This is a genomic window from Hypericibacter sp., assembly GCF_050729195.1.
Lineage (GTDB): Bacteria > Pseudomonadota > Alphaproteobacteria > Dongiales > Dongiaceae > Hypericibacter.
On record NZ_JBOHKS010000131.1, the window covers coordinates 11,190 to 28,261 of the forward strand.

At 65.1% G+C, this 17,072-nt stretch carries 14 protein-coding genes; 12 read left to right on the forward strand and 2 right to left on the reverse strand.

The features are described 5' to 3' along the window. Positions 1-34 precede the first annotated feature (34 nt). Positions 35-2,728, reverse strand: a complete 2,694-nt coding sequence (locus tag ACREE8_RS09975; protein ID WP_431572837.1) for a bifunctional acetate--CoA ligase family protein/GNAT family N-acetyltransferase — start codon at positions 2,726-2,728, stop codon at positions 35-37. Positions 2,729-2,923: 195 nt separating this feature from the next. Here ACREE8_RS09975 and ACREE8_RS09980 point away from each other — a divergent pair, with 195 nt between their 5' ends. The 9 genes from ACREE8_RS09980 to ACREE8_RS10020 all read left to right on the forward strand — a co-directional run bounded on the left by ACREE8_RS09980 (position 2,924) and on the right by ACREE8_RS10020 (position 12,860). After that, positions 2,924-3,517 (forward strand): 2OG-Fe(II) oxygenase, encoded by a 594-nt coding sequence (locus tag ACREE8_RS09980; protein WP_431572838.1) that lies wholly within the window; start codon positions 2,924-2,926, stop codon positions 3,515-3,517. A 316-nt stretch (positions 3,518-3,833) separates the two neighbouring features. Next, positions 3,834-4,910 carry an ABC transporter substrate-binding protein gene (locus tag ACREE8_RS09985; protein WP_431572839.1) on the forward strand — a complete coding sequence of 359 codons (1,077 nt, stop codon included), beginning with the start codon at positions 3,834-3,836 and terminating at the stop codon, positions 4,908-4,910. 76 nt (positions 4,911-4,986) lie between these two features. Next, positions 4,987-5,850 (forward strand): ABC transporter permease, encoded by an 864-nt coding sequence (locus ACREE8_RS09990; RefSeq protein WP_431572840.1) that lies wholly within the window; start codon positions 4,987-4,989, stop codon positions 5,848-5,850. Positions 5,851-5,858: 8 nt separating this feature from the next. Further along, positions 5,859-6,641, forward strand: coding sequence for an ABC transporter permease (locus ACREE8_RS09995; protein WP_431572841.1), 783 nt, complete (start codon positions 5,859-5,861; stop codon positions 6,639-6,641). Positions 6,642-6,651: 10 nt separating this feature from the next. After that, on the forward strand, positions 6,652-7,716 hold the full coding sequence (locus ACREE8_RS10000; RefSeq protein ID WP_431572842.1) for an ABC transporter ATP-binding protein: 1,065 nt from the start codon (positions 6,652-6,654) through the stop codon (positions 7,714-7,716). Continuing rightward, a complete protein-coding gene (locus ACREE8_RS10005; protein WP_431572843.1) occupies positions 7,713-8,330 on the forward strand; it encodes a cysteine hydrolase family protein in 618 nt (205 codons plus the stop codon). Before ACREE8_RS10000 ends, ACREE8_RS10005 begins: the two co-directional genes overlap by 4 nt. Beyond that, positions 8,327-10,594: an MGH1-like glycoside hydrolase domain-containing protein gene (locus ACREE8_RS10010; RefSeq protein ID WP_431572844.1), complete on the forward strand. Its 2,268-nt coding sequence runs from the start codon at positions 8,327-8,329 to the stop codon at positions 10,592-10,594. Before ACREE8_RS10005 ends, ACREE8_RS10010 begins: the two co-directional genes overlap by 4 nt. After that, entirely contained in the window at positions 10,591-11,523 is a 933-nt protein-coding gene (locus tag ACREE8_RS10015) for a ribokinase (RefSeq protein WP_431572845.1), read from the forward strand. The genes ACREE8_RS10010 and ACREE8_RS10015 overlap by 4 nt, the downstream gene beginning before the upstream one ends. Positions 11,524-11,690: 167 nt before the next feature. Next, positions 11,691-12,860, forward strand: a complete 1,170-nt coding sequence (locus tag ACREE8_RS10020; protein ID WP_431572846.1) for a DegT/DnrJ/EryC1/StrS family aminotransferase — start codon at positions 11,691-11,693, stop codon at positions 12,858-12,860. Between the two features lie 28 nt (positions 12,861-12,888). On the opposite strand, the gene ACREE8_RS10025 is transcribed toward ACREE8_RS10020, so the two are convergent. Further along, positions 12,889-13,170: a hypothetical protein gene (locus ACREE8_RS10025; RefSeq protein WP_431572847.1), complete on the reverse strand. Its 282-nt coding sequence runs from the start codon at positions 13,168-13,170 to the stop codon at positions 12,889-12,891. A gap of 177 nt (positions 13,171-13,347) precedes the next feature. Between ACREE8_RS10025 and ACREE8_RS10030 the strand changes: the two genes are divergently transcribed. The 3 genes from ACREE8_RS10030 (at position 13,348) to ACREE8_RS10040 (ending at position 17,069) form a co-directional block, all read left to right on the forward strand. Then, a complete protein-coding gene (locus ACREE8_RS10030) occupies positions 13,348-13,947 on the forward strand; it encodes a ribbon-helix-helix domain-containing protein (protein ID WP_431572848.1) in 600 nt (199 codons plus the stop codon). A gap of 188 nt (positions 13,948-14,135) precedes the next feature. After that, entirely contained in the window at positions 14,136-14,462 is a 327-nt protein-coding gene (locus ACREE8_RS10035) for a hypothetical protein (protein ID WP_431572849.1), read from the forward strand. Between the two features lie 429 nt (positions 14,463-14,891). Next, on the forward strand, positions 14,892-17,069 hold the full coding sequence (locus tag ACREE8_RS10040; protein WP_431572850.1) for a type I secretion system permease/ATPase: 2,178 nt from the start codon (positions 14,892-14,894) through the stop codon (positions 17,067-17,069). The last annotated feature ends 3 nt before the right edge of the window (positions 17,070-17,072 follow it).

Here is a 17,072-nt window from a genome sequence, read left to right on the forward strand (position 1 = left end):
GCGGGCGCGGCAAGCCTTCATGGAGGGCGCCGCCTTACGAAGCCGGGGCCTCGGTCCTGGCCAGATCGAGCGTGACGCGAACGGCATCCGGGCGGCCGGATTCATATTCGATCCGGAATCCCAGGCGCCGGCAGATATCGATCATGGCGACATTCTCCATGAGGACGATGCCCATCATCCGGCGGATCCCGCGATCCTTCGCATAGGCGATCATCCGCTTCATCAGCCGCGTGCCGATACCCTGGCCGGCCAGCTCGTCGCGGAGCGCGATGGCGAACTCGCCCATGTCGTTGTCCGGGTCCGCGCTGATCCGCACGACGGCGAAGATCTCGGCCTTGCCCGGCGGCCCGCCCGAGACCAGCGCCAGGGCCATCTCGCGCTCATAGTCGATCTGGGTGAGCCGCGCCCGGACATAGGAGGGCAGCTCCTTGATCAGCGTGAAGAAGCGCATGCGCACGGATTGCGGCGACATATGCGCGAAGAGCGTATCCAGTTGCGGCGCATCCTCCGGCAGGATCGGGCGGAGCAGGAGAGGCTCTCCGTTCGGCATGGGGAAAGCCTCTTCCAGCCGGCGCGGATAGGGACGGATGGCGAGGCGCGACGCGCCCGGCTTCGACGTGGCTTTGAGGCGGATCCGGCTGTCCACCGCAAGCACGCCCTTCGCGTCGGCCAGCAGCGGATTGATATCGAGCTCCACCACCTCGGGCAGGTCGACCGCGATCTGCGAAAGCTTGACCAGGGTGAGAGCGATGGCATCGAGATCGGCGGCCGGCTGGTCGCGGTAACCTTGCAGGAGACGATAGATCCGGGTACGGGCCATCAGCTCCCGGGCCAGGGACATATTGAGGGGCGGCAAGGCGACCGCACGGTCGGCCACCACTTCCACCGAGACGCCGCCGCTGCCGAACAACACCACGGGCCCGAAGGTCGCGTCGTCCGTGAGGCCGAGAATGAGCTCATGGGCGCCCGCGCGGTTCACCATCGGCTCGACCGTGAAGCCCTCGATCCGAGCCTCGGGCTTGGCGCGCGCCACCCGCTCGCGCATCGCGGCCAGGGCGGCCGCGACGTCGCTCGGACTCTCGAGATTGAGCATCACGCCGCCGACATCGGATTTGTGCGAGATGTCGGGCGAGCGGATCTTGAGGGCGACGGGCCGGCCGATCCGGCGCTGGGCGTCCATGGCGTCCGCCCCGGTCGTCACGACCAGACTCTCCACGGTCGGAATGGCGAACGCCTTCAGGATCGCCTGCGACTCCGGCCCCTGGAGCAGCGAGCGGCCTTCACCGAGCGCCGCTGCAACCGACTTCTGCGCCGTCGCCAGATCGACGGCGAACTGCTCCGGCACGGAAGGCGGCGTCTGGATCAGGATCTCCTGGTTGCGCCGGTAGCGCACCAGATGCATGAAGCCGCGCACCGCCTGCTCGGGCGTCTCGTAGCTCGGAATCTGCGCCGCCGCGAGCAGGCTTCTTGCGTCGCGCGCATCCTGCTCGCCGATCCAGCTCGCCAGCACGGGGCGCTCGGACTTCCGCACGGCTTCGATTACGGCCGCCGCGGTCTTGACGCTGGGCGCGATCGCGGTCGGGCAGTTGAGGACCAGCAGCACGTCGGATCCCGGATCCGTCAGTAGCGGGGCGATCGCCTGGGCGTAACGTTCGGGCGGCGCGTCGCCGATGATGTCGATCGGGTTGCCATGCGACCAGGTGGGTGGCAGCACTGCGTCGAGCATGACCTGGGTGCCGGGCGAAAGCTCGGCCAGTTTTCCGTCCTGGGCCGCGAGCTCGTCGGTCGCGAGAATGCCGATACCGCCGCCATTGGTCAGGATCGCCAGCCGGTCGCCCGTGATGCGCCGGCCGTTACCGAGGGTCTCGGCGGCGGCGAAGAGCTCGTCGAGGCTGAAGACGCGCAGCATGCCGGCGCGGCGGAAGGCGGCGTCATAGACGGTGTCCGACCCGGCGAGCGAGCCGGTATGGGAGGCGACGGCCTTGGCGGTCTGGGCGAAGCGCCCGGCCTTGATGACGATGACGGGCTTGCTGCGCGCGGCAATGCGGGCGGCCGACATGAATTTACGGGCGTTGGTGACCGCCTCGACATAGATCAGGATCGAGTGGGTGTTGGGATCGCCCGCCAGATAATCGAGCATGTCGCCGAAATCGACGTCGGCCATCTCGCCCATCGAGACCATGCAGGAAAATCCGAGCCCGCGCGGCTTGGCCCAGTCGAGCACCGAGGTGATGATGGCCCCGGACTGGGACAGGAACGCGATCGGTCCCGGCAACGGGTCGAGATGCGCGAAGCTGGCATTGAGCGACAGGCCCGGCAGCATCAGGCCGACGCAGTTGGGGCCGAGGATGCGCAGGAGATGCGGCCGCGCCGCGTCGCGCAGGGCCTGGCTCAGGGCCTGGCCCTCGGCACTCGATCCGAAGCCGGCGCTGATGACGACCGCGGCCTTGCAGCCGACGGCACCCAACTCGGCGATGACGCCTGGAACGCTGCGCGCGGGCGTGGCGATCACGGCCAGATCGGGCACGAAACCCAGCGCGCCGGCATTGGGCACGACTGGCGTGCCGAAGATGTCCGCATGACGCGGATTGACCAGGCCGACCGGCCCCTTGAACCGATGCAGCAGGTTTCGGGTCAGCACGCCACCGACGCTGTCGCGCTTCGGGCTGGCGCCGATCAGCGCAACGCTCGACGGCTTCATCAGCTTGTCGAAATTGCGGATGCTCATGAGGGGCCCATCACCATTGTCGGTTTGCGATCCCACCGGTCATTAAACAGGATCGCACCCATCGATGGCAGATTATCGCAGGCCCTTTGCCGCACCCACAGCGTCTCCGATTGGGAACGACAACGGGCCGCGGCTTCCATGGACCGGTTGGCAGCGCGATGCTAGGTTCCGCGAACCCTTGATCCTGATTGCAGCATGGTTACAACACCGACGCCCAATCCCAATCTGCATGTGACGGCGACCGTTCGCGGCTATTTCACGCCCCGCGAATGCGAGCGCATCGTGGCGCTCGGCAAGTCGCAGCTGGCGCATGACGCGACCATCATGACTCCGGCGGCGGGCGGTCCCACGATCGACCGCAGCAAGCGATCCAACAGCGTCACCTGGTTCAAGCAGGGCGATGCGGCCACCCAGGCGCTCCAGGCGAAGCTGGGACGGCTGGTGCAGGACGTGAACAAGGATGTCTATCACTTCGACCTGACCGGCTTCGGCGAGGCGCTGCAATTCACGCGTTATGAAAGCATCGGTGATACTTATACCTGGCACCAGGATCTGGGCGTCGGCAACACCTCGACCCGGAAGATCTCCGTGGTCGTCCAACTGAGCGACCCGGCGACCTATCGCGGCTGCGATCTCCAGTTCTACAAGGAGGGCGAGCCCGCTTCGGTGGAGCGCAATCAGGGTACGGTCCTGATCTTCCCTTCCTGGACCCTGCATCGCGTGACGCCGCTGGAGGAGGGGGTGCGCTACAGCCTGGTGGCCTGGATCGGCGGCGAGCCCTTCCGTTAGCCCTGGCGCGAAGCCGGCGCCAGGCCGGTCAAGATTCAAATCTCGATCAATGCGATGCCGGATGGACCTCACACCGACGCAGGTGTCGATGCGCCTCGAGCGATCCTCGCGGTCTGCATGAGGCACGAACCTCTAGCGTGATGATCAAATTACAATTTTGCGCTGGATGGGCGGGCGACGGCGAGTCTGGGGTCGGCGTCGGTTTCAATTCTTTATCGCGCTCCCCGAGTGTGCTGGCCGCTCCAACCGGCCATTGACCGGCACTGAGCATCGGGCCATAGATTCTTGGGAAGAAACAATAATCGGAGGACCCCCCATGATTTCTCGTCGTGCCCTGATGGGCACCGCCGCCGCCACCTTTGCCGCCGCGGCCACCCTGGCTGTCAGCCCTCGCGCTCGGGCCGCCGGCGATCTTCGTGTTCTGAACTGGCAGGGCTACGGCACCGACGAGGCGTGGGCGCTCGAAGCCTTCAAGAAGAAGACCGGCCTCACTGTCGTGCATGACTATTTCAATTCCGAGCAGGAGATGCTCACCAAGCTGCGCACCAGCCCCGGCGCCTATGACGTCGTGCTAATCAACAGCACCTATACGCAGCAGGCCAGCGGCGAAGGACTGATCCAGCCGATCGATACCTCGAAGATCACCAATTTCAGCACGCTGCTGCCGGCGATGCGCGACTCGGTTTATCTGAACACCGACGGCAAGACCTACGGCATCGCCTGGGTCTGGGGCATGACCGGCATCGCTTTCAACGCGGATACGGTGAAGCCGGCGCCCACCTCGGTCGAGGTGCTGTGGGATCCGAAATTTGCCGGCCGGGTCTGTCTGCGCGACGACGCCATCGAGGTGGTGAGCTTTGCCGCCATCGCCACCGGCCAGGACATGAATCATCCCAAGGATCTGGACAAGATCAAGGCCAAGCTCATGGCCCTCAAGCCCCAGGTGAAGACCTTCTGGGCCTCCGAGGACGAATGGAACAAGTTCTTCGCGGCCAAGCAGTTCGACGTCTCGACCTATTGGAGCGGCTCGGCCGCCCGCAGCAAGACCAACTCGAAGCTGCCGGTGGGTTTCATGATTCCGAGCGAAGGCGGCATCGGCTGGTTCGACGGTCTTTCCATCGCCAAGGGCGCGCCCAATGCCGACGGAGCCGCGGCCTTCATCGATTATATGGTGAGCCCCGATTTCTACTATGAATGGGCGACCAAGATCGGTGCGCCGGCCTCGGCCAATCTGAAGGCCAACGCGACCCTGCCCGACAGCGATGTCGGCAAGCAGATCCATGGCGACGCGGAGGCGATCAAGCGGCTTACCTATATGGCGCCGCTGAGCGATCAGGAACGTCAGGCTTATGGCGACCTCTGGTCGGAAGTGAAAACCGCGTTGGCTCAGTAAGCCTTATTGCCGGAAAGGCGTGGGTGCGCGTTCGGCGTGCCCGCGCCTTTCTCTTTTTCGAGGGATTTCCACCGCCATGATGCAGGAAGCACGCCGACGCGTCGCCATCGGCTTCCTGACGGCTCCCGCCTATGTCTGGCTGACGGTGACCGTGCTGCTGCCGCTGTCGGCGATGCTGTTCTTCAGCTTCCTGACGGTGGCGCCGATCAACGGGCGCGAGGCCCAGCTTACGACCGAGCATTATCTCACCTTCATCGACAAGGATTTCTACCGCACGCTGACCTGGCGCTCGCTGCGGCTGGGCTTCGATGTCACGCTGGTTTGCGTGCTGATCGGCTATCCCGCGGCCCTCGCTCTGGCGAAATATGTCCGCGGCCGTTGGCGCGAAGGAATCTTCCTCCTGATCATCCTGCCGTTCTGGAGCAACGGGCTGGTGCGGGTTTATTCCTGGACCATGGTCTTGCGGGAAGGTGGCGTGTTTGATCGGGCGATCCATTGGCTGGCCCCGGATGCGCCGGTCTTCAGCTTACTGTTCACCTATCCGGCCATCGTCATCGGTCTGGTTCACAGCTATCTGCCCTATGTCATCCTCACCTGCTACATCTCGCTCGAGGCGCTCGATGACAGCCTGACCGAAGCGGCGCGCAGTCTCGGGGCCTCGGCGGCGCAGGTCTTCCTGCGCGTCATTCTCCCCTTGAGCCTTCCCGGGCTCTTTGTCGGCGTCGTCCTCACCTTCATCCCGGTGATCGGCTCCTTCATGGAGCCCCGGATCCTGGGCGGCCGCGCGGGCATCATGCTCGGCACGGTGATCGAGGACCAGTTCACGACGGTCTTCAACTGGCCGCGGGGTGCAGCGCTCTCCTTCATCATGCTGGGGATCGTGCTGCTGATCTTCGCCGCCAGCGCGCCGCTGCTGCGCGGCCGTCTCAAGGGCCTGTGAGGCGGACCATGCGCAATTTCGGAATCTGGACCATTCGCGGTTATCTGGGGCTGATGCTCCTGTTCCTCTACCTGCCGATCGTGGTCATGGTGCTGCTCTCCTTCAACCGGTCCCAGTTCTATGAGCTGCCGATCGTCTGGGACACGGTCTGGTACCAGTCGCTCGCGCATAACGACCGCCTGATTCGTGCCGGCCTCAACAGCATCGGGCTTGCCCTGGCCAATACGGTCGTCGCGACCACGCTTGGCACCATGGCGGCGATCGCCTTCGCGCGTTACAGCTTCCGCGGCAAGATTCTGCTGGAGATCCTGCTGTTTCCGCCGATCACCATTCCCTGGCTGATCATCGGCATCTCGATGCTGATCTTCTTCTTCTGGGTCGGGATCGGCCGTGGGCTGCATGCGATGCTGCTCGGCCACGTCGCCTTGTCTTTGCCCTATGTGATCATGGTCGTCGGCGCCCGGCTGAAAGGGCATGGGCCCTTCCTGGAGGAGGCGGCCGCAACCCTCGGCGCCTCGCCCTGGCAGGCCTTCTGGCGCGTGTCGTTGCCGGTCATGGCGCCCGGCGTGGTTGCGGCCGCGCTGTTCGCCTTCGCCATCAGCTTCGACCAGTTCGTCATTTCCTATTTCCTGGCGCCTCCCGGCACTTCGACCCTGCCGGTCGAGATCTATGCTGCCATCCGCAAGGGCTTTACACCGGAGATCAATGCCATCTCGACCATCATCATTCTGTTTTCCATGGGCCTGATGCTGATCTTCGCCAGGCTTTATCGTTTCGGCGGCGAGCGGTGAGGGGCCGTCCATGAGCACCGTGGATGTCATCGGCGCGATCAAGCGCTATGGCAAGGTTGCCGCTCTCGACGAGGTGTCGGTGCGCTTCGGCGACGGCGAGTTCTTCGGCCTGATCGGCCCGTCGGGCAGCGGCAAGACGACCCTGCTTCGGGCGATCGCCGGTTTTGCCGATCTCGATGCCGGCGAGATCCGGATCGACAATCAGCCGGTCGGCGACCGTCCACCCCACAAGCGCGACATCGGGATGGTGTTCCAGAATTACGCGCTGTTCCCGCACCTGACCGTGTTCGAGAACATCGCCTTCGGACTTTCGGTCCGTGGCCGGCCGAAGGAGACGATGCGCAAGGAAGTGGCTGCGATGCTGGAGCTGGTCCGGCTGTCGGGTTTCGAAGGCCGCAAGCCACGTCAGTTGTCGGGCGGGCAGCAGCAGCGCGTGGCGCTGGCGCGTGCTCTTGTTACGCGCCCGCGCGTGCTGCTGCTGGACGAGCCCTTGGGGGCGCTCGACAAGCGGTTGCGGCAGGAGATGCAGATCGAGCTGCGGCTGATCCAGCGCGAGGTCGGCATCACCACGGTCTTCGTCACCCACGACCAGGAGGAGGCGCTGACGCTGTCCGATCGGATCGCCATCTTCAATGACGGCAAGATCGTGCAGATCGGAACACCGGGCGAGGTCTATGAGCGGCCCCGGTCGGCGTTCGCGGCGGGCTTCCTGGGCGACGCCAACCTGTTTCAGGGCGCGGTGTCGGACAGCCGCGGCATCGAGATCGGCGGGCTGGGGACTCTGCGGACCACCGATGCGTTGCCGGCGCCGGGCACGCCCGTCAGCGTCGCGGTGCGGCCGGAGAAGATCCAGGTCTGGGTCGAAGGGCTGGCGACGCCGGGCGCCGATCTCAACCGCTTCCGGGGCAAGGTGCAGCGCACGGTCTATGCCGGAACGAACCTGACCTACAAGATCGAGGTCGGCACGCATGTCGTGACGGTGTTCGAGCAGAACCGGGCGGCCCATCCGCTGCCGGTCGGCACCGCGGTCAATGTCGGCTGGCTGCCGGTTCATAGCGTGGTGGTCGCGGCATGAGCGAATTGACGCGACCGTTGAGTCCCTCGGCCGTGCATGTGGTGATCGACATGCAGCGCCTGTTCCTCGAAGGGGCAGCCTGGGGCTCGCGCAACACGCAGACGCTGGTGGCGCCCATCCTGAGGTTGCTGCGCCACCGGCCCTCCGCCGCGGTCTTCACGCGCTTCATCACGCCGCGGCGCAAGGAGGACGCGCCCGGCAGCTGGAGCTATTTCTACGATCATTGGCCGAGCGTGCTGCAGGACAATATGGATCCGGCCTTGCTCGATCTCGTTCCGGAATTCCTGGGCTTCGTTCCGCCGGGCGAGGTCGCGGACAAATTCACCTATTCCGCCTTCGCCGACGGCGATTTTCCCGGCCGGCTGCGTCGGCGCGGGGCGGACACCTTGATCTTCAGCGGGGTCGAGACCGATGTCTGCGTCCTGCTCACCGCGCTCGATGCGGTCGATCGCGGTTACCGCGTGGTCATCGCCACCGATGCGGTCGGCAGCACGGTCGACAAGGCGCATGAAGCGACGCTCGATCATGTCTATCCGCGTTTCGACAAGCAGATCGAGCTCGCCTCGGTGGCCGAGATCATGGCGGCCTGGTCGCCCGCGGAGGGCAAGGCATGACGGCAAAGCTCGTCCCCGAGAAATCGGTCTCGCCTGCGCGCGATTGGAACAGCTGGGACAGCGTCTATCCAGCGGAGTTCTGCCATCTCTCCACGGGCGTGAAGATTGGCGTGGCGGCCTATGCCGGCAGCCGCAACAGCTTCACGCGTTTTCCCCCCGGCGCCGGCGTCACGCTGGGGCCGCGGCATATCGACGGCAGCCGGATGACGCTGACCCTGCGCCATGCCGGCACGGAGATCGAGCTTTCGATCGACAAGCCGGCCGATCATCTGCTGCGGGGCCGCTGGCGCACGCTCAAGCTCGGCGAATGGGGCCTGCGGTTTTGGGTATTGCTCTGCCTGCGCTGGGAGCCGCCGGGAGAACTGGGCGCGGTACCCTGGCGCTATCTGCCGGAGAGCGGCCATCTGGTGGCGGAGCGCGGCGCGGCGCAGGCGATGATGCTGGCCGAGCGCCTGCCCTTGATGACCACCTTCCATGATCCGGCCGGTCCGGAAGCCGGCGATGGCTTCGCGACGCTGGCGGACGAGATGCAGCGCCACGGTTATTTCTACCTGGCCTCGCAAGGCACGGGCGGTCGTTTCGCCGTGATGCGGTTCAATCTCGAAGAGATGCCGCAATGCCGCTTCGCGGTCGGCGTGGGCGGCGATCCCGCGCAGCTCGCACGCGATCTGGGCGAGGCGGTGGCCGGCCCGCCGCAGTCCGCTTCTCCTGAACCGGTGGCCCAGGGCCGCTTCGCCGGCGCCTTCGATGCGGTGCGCGACGTGGTGGGCTGGAACACAGTGTGGGATCCCATCAACCGGCGGCCCTATACCAGCCTCAGCCGCAACTGGGTGGCGCAGAAGTTCGGCGGCTTCGGCGTCTGGCTCGACGACATCCTCTATCACGCGCTGATGGCGGGCGCCTTCGACGGCGAGGTGGCGCGGGAAAATCTCGAGGCGGTGCTGGCGGGCTCGCAGCCGGCCGGGAATCTTCCCTGTCTTCTGACCGGCAACGATGCCTGGGTCGATCGTTCGCAGCCGCCGATCGGCGCCTTCATCGTCTGGATGATCTATCTCCGGCTGCGCGATCGCGGTCTGCTGACGCTCGCCTATCGGCGCCTGCTCGCCAATCACGAATGGTGGTGGCGTCTGCGCGACGGCAATGGCGACGGGATGGTCGAGTACGGCACCTCGGCCGTCGGCGGCGGGCTCTATCGTGGCACCAAGCTCGCGGCTAAGGATGAATCGAGCATGGACAATTCTCCGGTCCATGACGAGGCGCGGCTGGTGCCGGAAACCGGCACGCTCGATTGCGCCGATGTCGGGCTGAACAGCCTGCTGGCGCTGGATGGCGAGATGCTGGCGAAGATCGCGCGCGAGCTCGGCGAGACCGCCGAGGCAGACGCGCTCGACCTGCGGGCCGCCGACTTGCGCGATCGCATCGCCGACCGGCTCTGGGATGCGAGCCGGGGTGTCTTTGCCAACCGGCTCTGGTCGGGCCGGTTCGTGAAGAGCCTGGCCCCCACCAGCTTCTATCCGATGATCGCCGGCGCGGCGCGGCCCGAACAGGCGGCGGCGATGGTGGCGACGCTGCAGGACGTGAAGAAATTCGGCGGCACCTGGCTGTTGCCTTCCGTCACCCGCGACGATCCCGCCTTCGACGACAATGTCTATTGGCGCGGACGCATCTGGCCGCCCTTGAACTTCCTGGTCTGGCACGGCTTGCGCCGTTATGGCTTCGATCGGGAGGCGAGGGAGCTGGCCGACAATGGCTGGCGCCTGTTCCAGGGCGAATGGCGCCGTCATCGCCGCTGTCCGGAAAACTTCAATGCCGTCACGGGTGCCGCGATGGATCAGCCCGATACGGATTCCTTCTATGGCTGGGGCGCCTTGATGCCGTGGCTCGCCGCCGCCGAGATCGCCGATTTCAATCCCTGGCATGGCTGGGAGATCACGCATGAAGGCGCGCCCCTCCGCCATGGGCCGTTCCGGACACCGGCAGGTCTTGCGACATTGTCGGGAGAAGAGGGCGTCCTGACGCTTTCCTTGAACGGCGCGCCCATCCTCGCCACCAACTTGCGCGGGCGCATGGCTGCGATCGAGATCGAGGCCGAGCGCATCGCGCTGACCGTGCCGCCCCTTTCGAGCGAGGGATTCTGGATCGAGATCCGTGGCCGCGACATCGGCGCGGCCATGATCGAAGGACGCCGCATCACGCCGGCCGGCCGGCGGATCGTTCTTTTGCCGGCAAAGATGCCCCATCGCCTGGAGGTCAGCTTCGCGTGATCCTGGTTTTCGGGTCGCTCAACGTCGATCTGGTGGTCCCGGTCGCGCAATTGCCGGTCGCCGGCGAGACCGTGCTCGGCGAAAGCTATCGCATCGTCGCAGGCGGAAAAGGCGCCAATCAGGCGCTCGCGGCGCGGCGGGCGGGTGCCGAGGTGCGGATGGTGGGCGCCGTCGGTCAGGATGCCTTCGCCACGGTGGCGTTGCAGGACCTGGCGGCGGCCGGGGTCGATATCGATGGCGTCGCGCGCGTCGACGCACCGACGGGGGCTGCCTTCATCGGCGTCGACCGCCAGGGGCAGAATCAGATCACGGTTGCCTCCGGCGCCAACCTCCGGGCCCGGTCGGAACAGGTGCGGGACGGGTGGTTGCGGCCGCCAGGGTTGCTGCTCCTGCAGATGGAAGTGCCGGAAACCGAGAATTGGGCCCTGTTGAAGCGCGCGCGAAAGGCCGGCTTGTCGACGCTCCTCAATGTCGCGCCGGCGCGATCTCTTCCGGCCTCGGTATTGCCCCTGATCGATTGGCTCATCGTCAATGAGCTCGAGGTGCTCACTGCCGCCGCCGCAGGTGGCCGGGCCCCCCAGGATCCCTATCAAGCCGGTGCCCGTTTGGCGAACAGCGGAACCCCGACCCTGGTTACGCTCGGCGCCAAAGGCGCTGTGGCTTTCATGAAGGGCGAAGCCTGGCAGATCGATGCCTTGCCGGTCCGTGTGCTGGATACGACCGCCGCCGGCGATGCCTTTGTGGGTGCCTTTGCGGCGGCCCTCGATTCGGCGGCCCGGTTGCCGGAGGCCTTGCGCTGGGCCAGCACTGCCGCCGGCCTCGCTTGTACCGTGGCCGGCGCACAGCCGAGTTTGCCTGCGCACGCAACGATCCTTGCGCGGCTCGCGGAGGTCGCTCCGGCTCGCGCCATTCCGGTGCCGGTGACATAAGGGCGATGCGGGCCCGCGGGCAGGGGGCGGCTGCGATATTTGTTTCGGTTGGATTTGCGTTTTGTTGTCACCCCGTGACCATGGGCCAAGCTATCATCGAGTCTTGTTGCAACATTCGATCGCGGCGGCGGGCCCGCTGAAGCGAGTCGAAAATTTCCCCGGTATCCGTGACCCAGTCCCTTCGCCCCATTCCATTCATCGATCTCCAGGCGCAGCGCGCGCGGCTCGGCCGCCGGGTCGAGGAGCGCATCGAGCGTGTCCTGGCGCATGGCGCCTTCATCATGGGGCCCGAGGTGGGCGAACTCGAACGCCAGCTCGCAACGTTTGCGGGCGTTCGGCACTGCATAACCTGCGCGAACGGCACGGACGGGCTGCAGATGGCGTTGCGCGCGCGCGACATCGGCCCCGGCGACGCGGTCATCGTGCCGGCTTTCACCTTCGTCGCGGCTGCTGAAGCGGTTTCGCTGGTGGGAGCGACCCCGGTCTTCGCCGACATCCGGGAAGAGGATTTCAATCTCGATCCGCTGAGCATTGCCCCGGCGATCGCTGCTGCCCGGAGCGCCGGCTTGCGGCCCGCCGGCATCATCGCGGTGGATCTGTTCGGACAGCCGGCGGACTATGAGCGGCTCGAGACGATCGCCGCCGAGCAGGGGCTCTTTCTCATCGCCGACGCGGCTCAGAGCTTCGGCGCCGCCTTGAACGGAAAGCGCGTGGGCCGCTTCGGTCATGTGACCGCGACCAGCTTCTTTCCGTCGAAGCCTCTCGGCTGCTATGGCGATGGCGGGGCCCTGTTCACCGATGACGACGCGCTGGCCGCGGTGATGCGAAGCCTGCGCGAGCACGGGCAGGGGGCCGATCGCTACGATCATCAGCGCGTGGGGCTGAATGGCCGCCTCGACAGCATCCAGGCGGCGGTGCTGCTGGCGAAGCTGGAACTGTTCGAGCCGGAGATCGCGGCCCGGCAGGAGATCGCCGCGCGTTACGACCGCGCGCTGGCCGCGCATGCGAATCTGCCCAAGCTGCGGCCGGGCGCGCTGTCGGTCTGGGCCCAATACACCATCCGCCTCGCCGACCGCGATCGCGTGGCGGCAGCGCTGAAGGCAGACGGCATTCCCACGGCCATTCATTATCCGCGACCGCTGCATCATCAGCCGGCTTATGCGGGATTGCCGATCGCGGGGAATGGATTGACGCGGAGCGAGAAGCTGGCTGGCGAGGTTCTAAGCCTGCCGATGCATGCCTATCTCGATGCGGCGACGCAGGATCACATCGTGGCGTCTCTGCAACGCGCCGTTGCAGGTTCCGACGTCGGGCGGACCGCGTCGGGCTATCGCTAGCCCGATCTTTTCGTCAGTCCGGCCCCCGTCAGATCAGGCCGACGCCTTCCTCGTCCACGGCGAACATGCCCGTGATCGGCGCCAGCGAGGAGCGCAGCTTCTTGCGCTTCACGATCTTCTCCTGGGCGGCCTGCGGGAAATCGGTCAGCAGGATGATCCGCTTCGCCATCAGGATGTCCATGAGGTCTTCATAGACACGGATCATCTCCATGTCGGAGCGGGTGAAGTCCACGCGCCCCGACTGCGTCTCGGCATCGGGGGTGAGCCCCGCCAGCTTGACGATGGAATGACCTTTGTCGGCGTCTTTCATGAGCGGCGATCTCCTTCTGCCCGGCGCGCATATTAGCAGGGTCGTGTCGTTAACATTTAGCGAACCCTGGACCTCGCTCGTCTGAGGGCACCAATTCCCCTTTGATTCCGTCCCTGTCTCTTTCTACCTGACAGAAGCCGCACCGCACACTATGATGTGGGCTGTGGGTGGGGAACTATGCGACATCGAATCGTTCAATTCGAAGGGCGGCGCTATTCCGTCAAGCTGGAGCCGATCTGGTGGGAGCGGCTCGAGGATCTTTCGCAGCAGCAGGGTTTGCGGCTGAACCAGCTCATCGGCCATGTGGCCCGCGGTGCGACGGAGGAGATAAACCTCACCGCCGCAATCAGATCCTATTGTCTTTCCAGAACCTTAGAGCAACTTAATCGCGTTGAAGGCGAGCTCGAGGAACGCAGCCTCACCAACCAGGGCGTGCCGCTGGGGCTGATCGTCGATGCTTGTCCGAGTCCGGCCTTGATGGTGTCGCATAACCAGTCGATCCAGCGTGCCAACCAGGCCGCCGTGCAATGGCTGGGCGTCGAGGCGGCGGCGCTCATCGGCCGGATGATCGGTCATTACATTCAGATTAAGTCTCAGATTCCATTGGATAAAATATTGCAGGAATTCGAGAATGGGGCACACCATGTCTATCAGGGGCGGATCGTTTACCTGCGCCCGGGGCGCGTCGTGACGGCCAGGGCCAATATCTGCCCCGGCGTGATCGACCCCGTCGGTGGGTCGTCGTTCCTGCTCCTGGTCGACCGCGGCCCAGGCTAGGGTTTCTGCATGAGGGGCCCCGCCGGAGGCTGCTAAGTCCGTGTCAGGCCTGCCAGATGCGACAAATTTGCGCTAAATTCTGTTGAAATCGGGTGCGGCTGACTCTAGGATTTAATGGCGTATAAACCCTAACCATCCCGTAAGGTTTTGCGGACCGGGCATGGCGAAGGGGCTGAGGAGCCGAGGCTATGAGTATCGTCGATGACGGTGGCGAACTGAAATTCAACGCGGCGCCCCAGGCGCCGGTGGCGAATGCCGACGCCGACCACATCACGCTGTCGCTGAATGATCTCTTGCCGGATTCGAACGGCGAGATCGTGGTGATGAATCCTCAGGGCCATCTGCATCTCAATATCGTCACCGATCTCCAGATCTCCGAGAGCGGCGTTGCGGACAGCCATTTCACGGCTGACGGCACCGATGTGAACGGCCTCTCTTTCTATGCCTTCGAGGGCGGGATGCGGTTGTACTACTCGCCCGAAGTCGAGATCACGATCGCGCCGCACATCGCCTGATCTCGATCGGCTCCCTCCATCGGGAGCGTCGGTTGTTTTGCTTCTATCAGTGCTGACGCCGCCGCGGTGAGGGAACGGAACCGCGGTCGCGATTGTTCTATGGGTGGCGACGTCGCGTTTGGGGGCTCAGGCGCGACGCAACCGGCTTCTTCGTGATGACCTCGAGCAATGACAAGACAGTAATCTTGTCTCGTGATCGCTGACGCGGCGTTCATGGACGCAGAAAAGAGGCATGCGAGCGCGCCATGGTTTTGCCGTAATGCCTTAACCCGATTGCCGAATTCCGAAAAAATGAGCGATCACTCTTCCGCGCAGACGGCAACTCCGATATAAGGCTGCCCTCTCCTCGGCCACAGAGCGGTCACAATTAACGATAATCTAAGACGCGACCGTCAGATTGGGGCGACTGGTAATACAAGGACAGATCAGATGGATTCGGCGGTTCAGAAGGCCCCAGAAGCGGCCGTGCCTGTCGAGTATTCGGGCCCGGTAGAACGCGACGATCCTCTCCTTCAGACCCTGGTGATTCTCTCGCGCCTCTATGGCGCGCCGCGGTCCCCCGCGGCCCTGGCGGCAGGCCTTCCTGTTGCCGCCGGAGGACTGACGCCGCCCCTGTTCCTGAAGGCCGCCGAGCGCATCGGCCTCGCGGCCAACGTCTCCAAGCGCACGCTGCCCTCGATTCCCGACCTGGCATTGCCCTGCGTCCTGCTGCTGAAGGACCGCCAGGCTTGCGTGCTGCTGCGTCGCGACGGCGAGTTCGCCGAGATCGTGACCACCGACAATATCGACGGCAGCAAGCGCGTCTCGATCGCCACGCTCGAAGATCTCTACAGCGGGAGCTGCATCATTGCGCGCCCGAAGATCCGGATGGACGCCCGTTCCGGCGACATTTCGATCGAGCATCACGGCAACTGGTTCTGGGGTTCGGTCCGCAGCTTCTCGACCATCTATGTCGAGGTGATCATCGCCTCGCTGCTGCTGAACATCTTCGCCGTGATCTCGCCGGTCTTCGTGATGTCGGTCTATAACCGCGTCGTTCCGAACCGCGCCTTCGACACCCTTTGGGTGCTGGCGATCGGCGTCTCCGCCGCCTACTGCTTCGACTTCATCATGCGCACCTTGCGCGGCTACTTCCTCGAGCGCACCGGCAAGGCGCTGGACCGGAAGATCTCGGCGCGCATCTTCGGCCAGGTACTCGGCATCCGGATGGACTCGGCGCCGCAATCCTCGGGCGCCTTCGCCAACTACATCCAGGGCTTCGAGCCGCTGCGCGACTTCTTCACCTCGGCGTCGCTTGCCGCCATCGTCGACCTGCCGTTCCTGTTCCTGTTCATCTTCGTGATCTCGCTGATCGCGGGCCCGATCGCCATCGTGCCGCTGGTCATGATCCCGGTCGTGATCGCCGTCAGCATGATCGTGCAGATTCCGATGCGCAAAGCCTCGGAGAAGGCCTACCGCCAGGGCGCCCAGAAACACGCGGTCCTGGTCGAAACCATCTCCGGCCTCGACACGATCAAGGTGGCGTCGGCCGAAGGCCATCGCCAGCGCGACTGGGACGGCTTCGTCGATGCGCTCGCGACCACCTCGACCAAGTCGCGCTTCTGGTCGTCGATCTCGGTCAATTTCGTCTCGCTGTCGCTGCAGTTCACCACGCTCGCCACGATCATCTGGGGTGTCTATCGCACCGCCGAGGGCGAGATGACCATGGGCGCCATGGTGGCGACCTCGATGCTGGTCGGCCGCGCCATGGCCCCGCTCGGCCAGATCGCCGGCATGATGGTGCGGCTCAATCAGTCCTGGAGCTCGCTCAAGGGCCTCAACAAGCTGATGACCCTTCCGGTCGAGCGACCGCTGGGCAAGGACTTCCTGCGCCGGCCGCATGTCGAAGGCGCGGTCGAGTTCCGTGATGTCTCGTTCCGCTATCCGGGCCAGCAGGGCAAGGCGCTGGATTCGATCTCCTTCAAGATCCAGCCGGGCGAGCGCGTGGCGATCGTCGGGCGCATCGGGTCGGGCAAGACCACGATCGAGCGCCTGGTGGTCAATCTGTTCGAGCCGGAGGAGGGCGCGGTGCTGGTCGACGGCACCGACATCCGCCAGCTCGATCCGGCCGACCTGCGCCGCAATATCGGTTGCGTGCTGCAGGACGCCCATCTCTTCTTCGGCTCGGTGAAGGACAATATCGGCATCGGCGCGCCTTATGTGGACGAGGCCTCGGTGCTGCGGGCGGCGACGGTCGCCGGCGTCGACGAGTTCGTGCGCAGCCATCCGCATGGCTATGACATGCAGGTCGGCGAGAACGGCCGCTATCTGTCGGGCGGTCAGCGCCAGGCAATCGCCATCGCCCGGTCGCTGCTGATGAACCCGACCGTGCTGGTCTTCGACGAGCCGACCAGCCATATGGACAACAGCACCGAGACGACGTTCAAGAATCGCCTGGCACAGATCCTGCCCGGCAAGACCCTGCTGCTGGTCACACATCGCAACTCCATGCTTTCACTGGTCGATCGTCTGATCGTGATCGACGGCGGCAAGGTCGTGGCGGATGGCCCGAAGGCGGGCGTGCTCGACGCGCTCATGAAGGGCCGCGTCAAGGCCGCTGAAGGCTGAGAT